Annotated in this window: 5 protein-coding genes; 3 read left to right on the top strand and 2 right to left on the bottom strand. The window is 66.1% G+C overall.

The genetic code is table 11. The features are described from left to right. Positions 1-291: sigma-70 family RNA polymerase sigma factor (locus AC30QB_RS13745; protein WP_489546792.1), on the bottom strand; the 291-nt coding region annotated here is incomplete at its 3' end. Between the two features lie 64 nt (positions 292-355). Here AC30QB_RS13745 and AC30QB_RS13750 point away from each other — a divergent pair. Next, complete coding sequence (locus tag AC30QB_RS13750) at positions 356-1642, top strand: Hsp70 family protein (RefSeq protein ID WP_489546793.1); 1287 nt, start codon at positions 356-358, stop codon at positions 1640-1642. A gap of 18 nt (positions 1643-1660) precedes the next feature. On the opposite strand, the gene AC30QB_RS13755 is transcribed toward AC30QB_RS13750, so the two are convergent. Then, the gene (locus AC30QB_RS13755) at positions 1661-2311 is read right to left on the bottom strand and encodes a YecA/YgfB family protein (protein WP_489546794.1); all 651 of its coding nucleotides are present in this window, start codon (positions 2309-2311) and stop codon (positions 1661-1663) included. A 578-nt stretch (positions 2312-2889) separates the two neighbouring features. On the opposite strand from AC30QB_RS13755, the gene AC30QB_RS13760 reads away from it, so the two are divergent. Together AC30QB_RS13760 and AC30QB_RS13765 are read left to right on the top strand one after the other, a co-directional pair. Next, positions 2890-4608 carry a DUF1800 domain-containing protein gene (locus tag AC30QB_RS13760; protein ID WP_489546795.1) on the top strand — a complete coding sequence of 573 codons (1719 nt, stop codon included), beginning with the start codon at positions 2890-2892 and terminating at the stop codon, positions 4606-4608. 13 nt (positions 4609-4621) lie between these two features. Continuing rightward, positions 4622-5998, top strand: a complete 1377-nt coding sequence (locus AC30QB_RS13765; RefSeq protein ID WP_489546796.1) for a DUF1501 domain-containing protein — start codon at positions 4622-4624, stop codon at positions 5996-5998. The last annotated feature ends 131 nt before the right edge of the window (positions 5999-6129 follow it).

Here is a 6129-nt window from a genome sequence, read left to right on the forward strand (position 1 = left end):
GGAGCCGCGCTCGGTCTTGCCCGAGCGCAGGGCGTCGATCGCCTTGTTGCGCACGATGTTGATCAGCCAGGTCATGGGCGTGGCCACGACGGGGTTGTAGCCACTGGCGCTGTGCCACACGTTCATGAAAGCTTCCTGCAGCACCTCTTCGGCGCGATCCCTGTTGTTCAATATACGGAACGCGACGCTCAACAGATGCGCGCAGGTGGCGCGATAAAGGCGCTCGAAGGCTGCACGGTCGCGCAAGGCGGTGCGCGAGAGCAAGGTAGGCAAGTCGTCGGTAGGTGGCATAGAGGCTGCTCCGTTTTGGGGGCGAGTCTACAATCGCGCCCCCTCGCGTGCCCCCTGAGCCTGTATGTACTGCGCCATCGACTTCGGCACTTCCAATTCCGCCATTGCCATCCCCGCTGAAGGACAGATGCGCCTGGTCGAGCTGGAGCTGGGCCAGCGCACCATGCCCACAGCGGTGTTCTATTTCGTCGAAGGCCCCGAAAACAACGGGCCACCGCGTGCTTTCGGCCGCGCCGCGCTGGCGGCTTATGTCGATGGCATCGACGGCCGGCTGATGCGCTCCATGAAAAGCATCCTCGGCAGCAGCCTGGTCGAGCAGACCACCGACGTGGGCGGCGGCCGTGGCGTGAAGTACCTCGACATCATCACGGGTTACCTGCGCCACCTGAAGACCCTGGCCGAGCGCCAGGCCGGCGCGCCCATTGAGCAGGTGGTGCTCGGTCGCCCCGTCTTCTTCGTCGACGACGAGCCCGCACGCGATGCGCAGGCCCAGGCCGCGCTCGAATCCGCCGCGCGCGCGGTGGGCTTTCGCGAGGTGCACTTTCAGTACGAGCCGATCGCCGCAGCCTTCGACTTCGAGCGCAGCGTGAGCCGCGAGCAGGTGGTGCTGGTGGCCGACATCGGCGGCGGCACGTCTGACTTTTCAGTCGTGCGCGTAGGCCCCGAGCGGGCGAAACGGCTGGATCGCAAGGGCGACATCCTCGCCAACCACGGCGTGCACATTGCAGGCACCGATTTCGACCGCCGCGTAGAGCTGGCCAGCATCCTCGGCGAGTTTGGCTACGGCGCTTACGGCCCCAGCGTGGCCGGCGCGCCACCGCGCGAGGTGCCGAGCGCGGTCTACTTCGACCTTGCCACCTGGCATCTGATCAACACCGTCTACAACCCGCTGCGCGTGGCCGAGTTGCGGCAGATGCGCGCCTTCTACGCCGATCTCAAGCATCACCAGCGGCTGATGACGGTGGTGACCGAGCGCCTCGGGCATGAGCTGGCCTCACGCGCCGAGGCGGCCAAGATCAGCGTGGCCGAAGGTGGCGACACGCGCATCGACCTGAGCCACGTGGAGCGCGCGCTCGCCGTCACCTTGACGGAGCAGCAGGCGGTGGATGCGATCGAGGGCGACCTCGCGCGTATCGTTGACGCGGCGCGTGCCACCGTGGCGCAAGCCGGGCTGCGGCCCGATCAGATCGGCGCCCTGTATTTCACCGGCGGCTCCACAGGCTTGCGCCTGCTGGCGCAGCAGATCTCGGCTGCGTTTTCGCAAGCCCAGGCCGTGCGGGGCGACCGCTTTGCCAGCGTGGCCACCGGCCTCGCGCTGCATGCGCAGCGCTGGTTCACCCGCGGCGAGTAAAGGCTTAGAGGCGTCGCGTCAGCGGCGGCGCGGCGCAGGCCTGCGCGGAGCATTGGACGGCGGCAAAGGCCGGCCCACATCGGCCAGCAGCAATGTGGCGCGCACCAGGCACTCCACCGCTTCGGCCAGGTCTTCCGGTGGTTCCAGGGTGTCGATTTCGGCGAGCAACTCGTCGGCGTCTTCCAGGTCGTCAGGGGCCAGGTGACGGTAAAGCAACGCCAGGGGTTCAGTGAGCGATTGCGCATCGTGCTGCATCAGCTCTGGGAACAGCTCCATCGCCGTGGCGAAGCCAGCGACCCAGGGGTACACCGCGTCGACATCCGACGGCGCCTCGTCTTCATCGCCTTCGAGCTCGAACACCCAGGGGTCGAACCATTGGCGGCGCGCGATGGCGTCGTTCAGCTCGGCGTGCCGGCGCATCGCGAGGTCATGCAAGCGGGTGGCATCGAAGCGACCTGGCAGCGCGCGGCCATCTGCATCGGTGATGTGCGGCAGCCAGCGGCTTGCGGGCACCTTTGCTGGTTGCACCAGCAGGCCGCACAAGAAGCCGTCGAGCATGCTTACGTCCAGCGGCTCCAGCGGCGGCGGTACGGCGTCGAGCAAGGCTTGCAACTCGTCGAGTTCGCGCTCGTTCAAGGGGGCGCTCGTGGGTCGGTGGAGGGTGGGCATGGACGCATTGTCGCGCGGGGCTCCCCCAAAAGGGTGTGATGCAAAAGCGCCAGGCAGAACGGCCGTCAAACCACACTCTTTCCCAGCGAAATCTTGCAAACACAGGCCACGCAACGCTTCGCACGCAAAGTCGCCTGGCGCTTGCTACAAACCGTATCCAGAGCGTCCCTCGTATTGGGGATGGTTAGTGCCCACGTCGCACGACTAAAGTTTCGCTTGTGCTGTCACACGGGGTCTTACCGAGATCTTCAGGTACACGGTCTGAATCGCCAAAGCGCTCCAACAAAAAAACGCGCCACGAAGCGAGAGCACCGCACCAGTCCCAACGACGTCCTTCAGAGGACTTGAACGCCCACCCCTTACCGGGTGGGCTTTTTTTCGCATCATCGAAACACAGCGTCAGGTGCCTGCCCTTTGACGGTCCGCCCGCAGCGCTGACGACAGCCACATCGCTTGACAAAGCTTTACTGAGTAAAGCGGCGAAACCCGGCGAACCAAGTCGCACAGGGCCGCGTTAGGCTGTCACCCAACAACCAGGCAGCGCGCCCAAAGCGCCGCCATCAGAGGAGTGGACAGCCATGCTTGATGTACCGCCAGATCTTTCGCCCCCCGTTGTAGTCGAGGCCGCGCCGAGCGGGCTGAAGCCCGAACCGAGATTGCTGCCGGTCACCAGCCTGGCCGTCTTCGCGACCGCAACCAGTATTGCGGCCTGCGGTGGTGGCTCCAGCAGCACCACGCCGCCGGCACCGCCGCCACCGCCGGTGGCCATCAGCGAGCAGCAAGCCTCGCGCTTTCTCGCGCAGGCCTCGATGGGCGCCACGCGCGAGCACATCGCCCGTGTGCAAACGCTGGGCTACTCGGCCTGGCTCGACGAGCAGTTCGCTCTGCCGCAGCAAGGCACACGCTGGGACTGGTTGCTCGCCTCAGGCTACGGCGCCGACACGAACAAAAATTCGCAAGCCGGCTTCGACCAAGGCATGTGGCGCAAGCTGGTGTCTTCGCCCGACACCGTGCGCCAGCGCGTGACGCTGGCGTTGTCCGAGGTTCTCGTGGTGTCGATAGAGGGCCTCGTAGGCGGTGGCTGGAAAGCCTTTACCGCGTCGGGCTACGCCGACATGCTCGAAGCCAACGCCTTCGGCACCTACCGCAACCTCTTGCAGCAGGTGTCGACCAGCCCGGCGATGGGTGCGTACCTCACCTTCCGCGGCAACGTCAAGGCCAACACCGCCCGCGGTTCGCTGCCCGATGAAAACTACGCCCGTGAGCTGATGCAGCTCTTCACCTTGGGCCTGTACGAGCTCAACCTCGATGGAAGCCTCAAGCTCAGCGCGGGCCTGCCCAAGGAAATCTACGCACAGGCCGACGTGACCGGTCTGGCGCGCGTTTTCACCGGCTGGGACTTCGACACCAGCACCACCGACGTCGCTCACCCGCAGGAGTACCAGCGCCAGCCCATGAAGCAGGTGGCCAGCCGCCATGAGCTGGGCGCCAAGACCTTTCTCGGCACCACCATCCCGGCCAACACCGAGGGCGTGGCCAGCCTGGCCCTCGCACTCGACGCCATCCATGCCCACGCCAACTTGGCACCCTTCGTGAGCCGCCAGCTCATACAGCGCCTGGTCACCAGCAACCCGAGTGCGGCCTACGTGGGCCGCGTGGCGGCCGTGTTCAATGACAACGGCACCGGCCTCAAAGGCGATCTCAAAGCCGTGCTCAAGGCCGTGCTGCTTGACGACGAAGCGCGAAGCGACGCGCATCTCACCGACACCGCCTTTGGCAAGCTGCGCGAGCCCATGCTGCGATTTCTCGCCTGGGCGCGCGCGTTCAAGGCCAACTCGCCGAGCGGCGCGTGGGCCATCCCCAACACCACCGACCCCGGCACGCGGCTGGGCCAGAGCCCCGGCCGCAGCCCGAGCGTGTTCAATTTCTTCCGCCCTGGCTATGTGCCGCCCAACAGCGACATCGGCACGCATGCGCTGGTGGCGCCCGAGTTTCAGATCACCAACGAATCGTCGGTGGTCGGCTATGTGAACTACATGCAGCGTGCTGTGAGCACCGGCATTGCCGATGTGAGAGCCGACTACACCTCACTGCTGCCCCTGGTCACCAGCTCGCAGGCCCTGCTCACCGAGCTCAACTTGCTGCTCGCCGCTGGCCAGCTGAGTGCCGCCACGCTCGCACCCATCCAGACCGCGCTCGACAGCATCAACGTCAGCACCGATGCGGGCAAGAACAACCGCCTCTACGCCGCACTCACCCTGGTGCTGGCGGCGCCCGAGTTCATCACTCAGAAGTGAAGAAGGAAGCACCATGACACTCAACGCATCCCGCCGTGCCTTCCTGCAGCGCGCCTCGGCCTTGTCAGTCGCAGGCGTCGCCACCCCCTGGGCACTCAACCTGGCCGCCATCGGTGAGGCTGCGGCCTCCACGGCCACCGACTACAAGGCCATCGTCTGCGTGTTCTTGTATGGCGGCAACGACTACGGCAACACACTCGTGCCTTACGACGCGGCCAACTACAACGCCTATCAAGCGTTGCGCCCCGCGCTGGCCTATGCGCGCGCCAGCCTCGACAGCACGGTGCTCGTGCCCACCGCCGCGCTGCCCGACTCCCGCCAATACGCGCTGGCCCCCGAGCTGGCCAAACTGAAGCCCCTCTTCGATGCGGGCCAGATGGGCGTGCTGCTCAACATCGGCACCCTGGTCGGCCCCACCTCCAAGACCGACTACACCAACAAGTCGGTGGCCCTGCCGCCCAAGCTCTTCTCGCACAACGACCAGCAATCGGTGTGGCAATCGTCGGCCCCCGAAGGCGCTACCTCGGGTTGGGGTGGGCGCATGGGCGACCTGTTCCAGGCGGGCAACGGCAACGCCACCTTCACCTGCGTCAACGTGTCGGGCAACGCGGTCTACATGTCGGGCAAGACCGCCGTGCAATACCAGGTCACGCCCAATGGCTCGGTGCCGCTCAACGGCGTGAAGTCGCCACTGTTCGGCTCCACGGCCTGCTCTGACGCGCTGCGCAACCTGGTCACCGCGCCACGCACCCACTTGTTCGAGGCCGAGCACACGCGGGTCATGAAGCGATCGATCGAAGCCAATGACGTGCTCACGGCCGCACTCGCGGGCGGCCCGACGATCACCACCCAGTTCCCCCTCGGCAACGGCCTGGCCGACCAGCTCAAGCTGGTGGCCCGCATGATCGGCAGCGCCGATGCACTCGGCGCCAAGCGGCAGGTGTTCTTCGTGTCCATGGGCGGCTTCGACACGCACGACGGCTTGAGCACCACACACCCCGGCCTGCTCACCGCGGTGGCCGATGCACTGTCTGCGTTTCAGGCCGCCACGGTGGAGCTGGGCGTGGCCAACCAGGTGACGGCGTTCACCGCGTCAGACTTTGGCCGCACGCTCACCGTCAACAACGATGGCTCCGACCACGGCTGGGGCAGCATGCACTTCGTGCTCGGCGGTGCGGTGAATGGCCGGCGCTTCTACGGCGCAGCGCCTGTCGTGGCCAACGACGGCCCCGACGACGTGGGCCAAGGCCGCTTGCTGCCCACCACCTCGGTCGACCAGCTGGCCGCCACGCTGGGCAGCTGGTTCGGCATCTCCGACACCGAGCTGCTGACCGTGCTGCCCAATCTCGTGCACTGGAACGCGGGCGTGCGCAAGCTGGGCTTTGTTTAGCGTGAAAGGCCTTGAGGCAACGCTGAACAAGTCCCTCGCGAACGGCGCATCCTCGCTTTGGGCGTCCTGCGGCGTTGCAAATGCTCGCGATACCTGCGGGTATCGCTGCGCTTTGCGCCTTGCAGTCCATC

Source organism: Rhizobacter sp., from assembly GCF_046595475.1.
Classification (GTDB): domain Bacteria; phylum Pseudomonadota; class Gammaproteobacteria; order Burkholderiales; family Burkholderiaceae_C; genus Rhizobacter.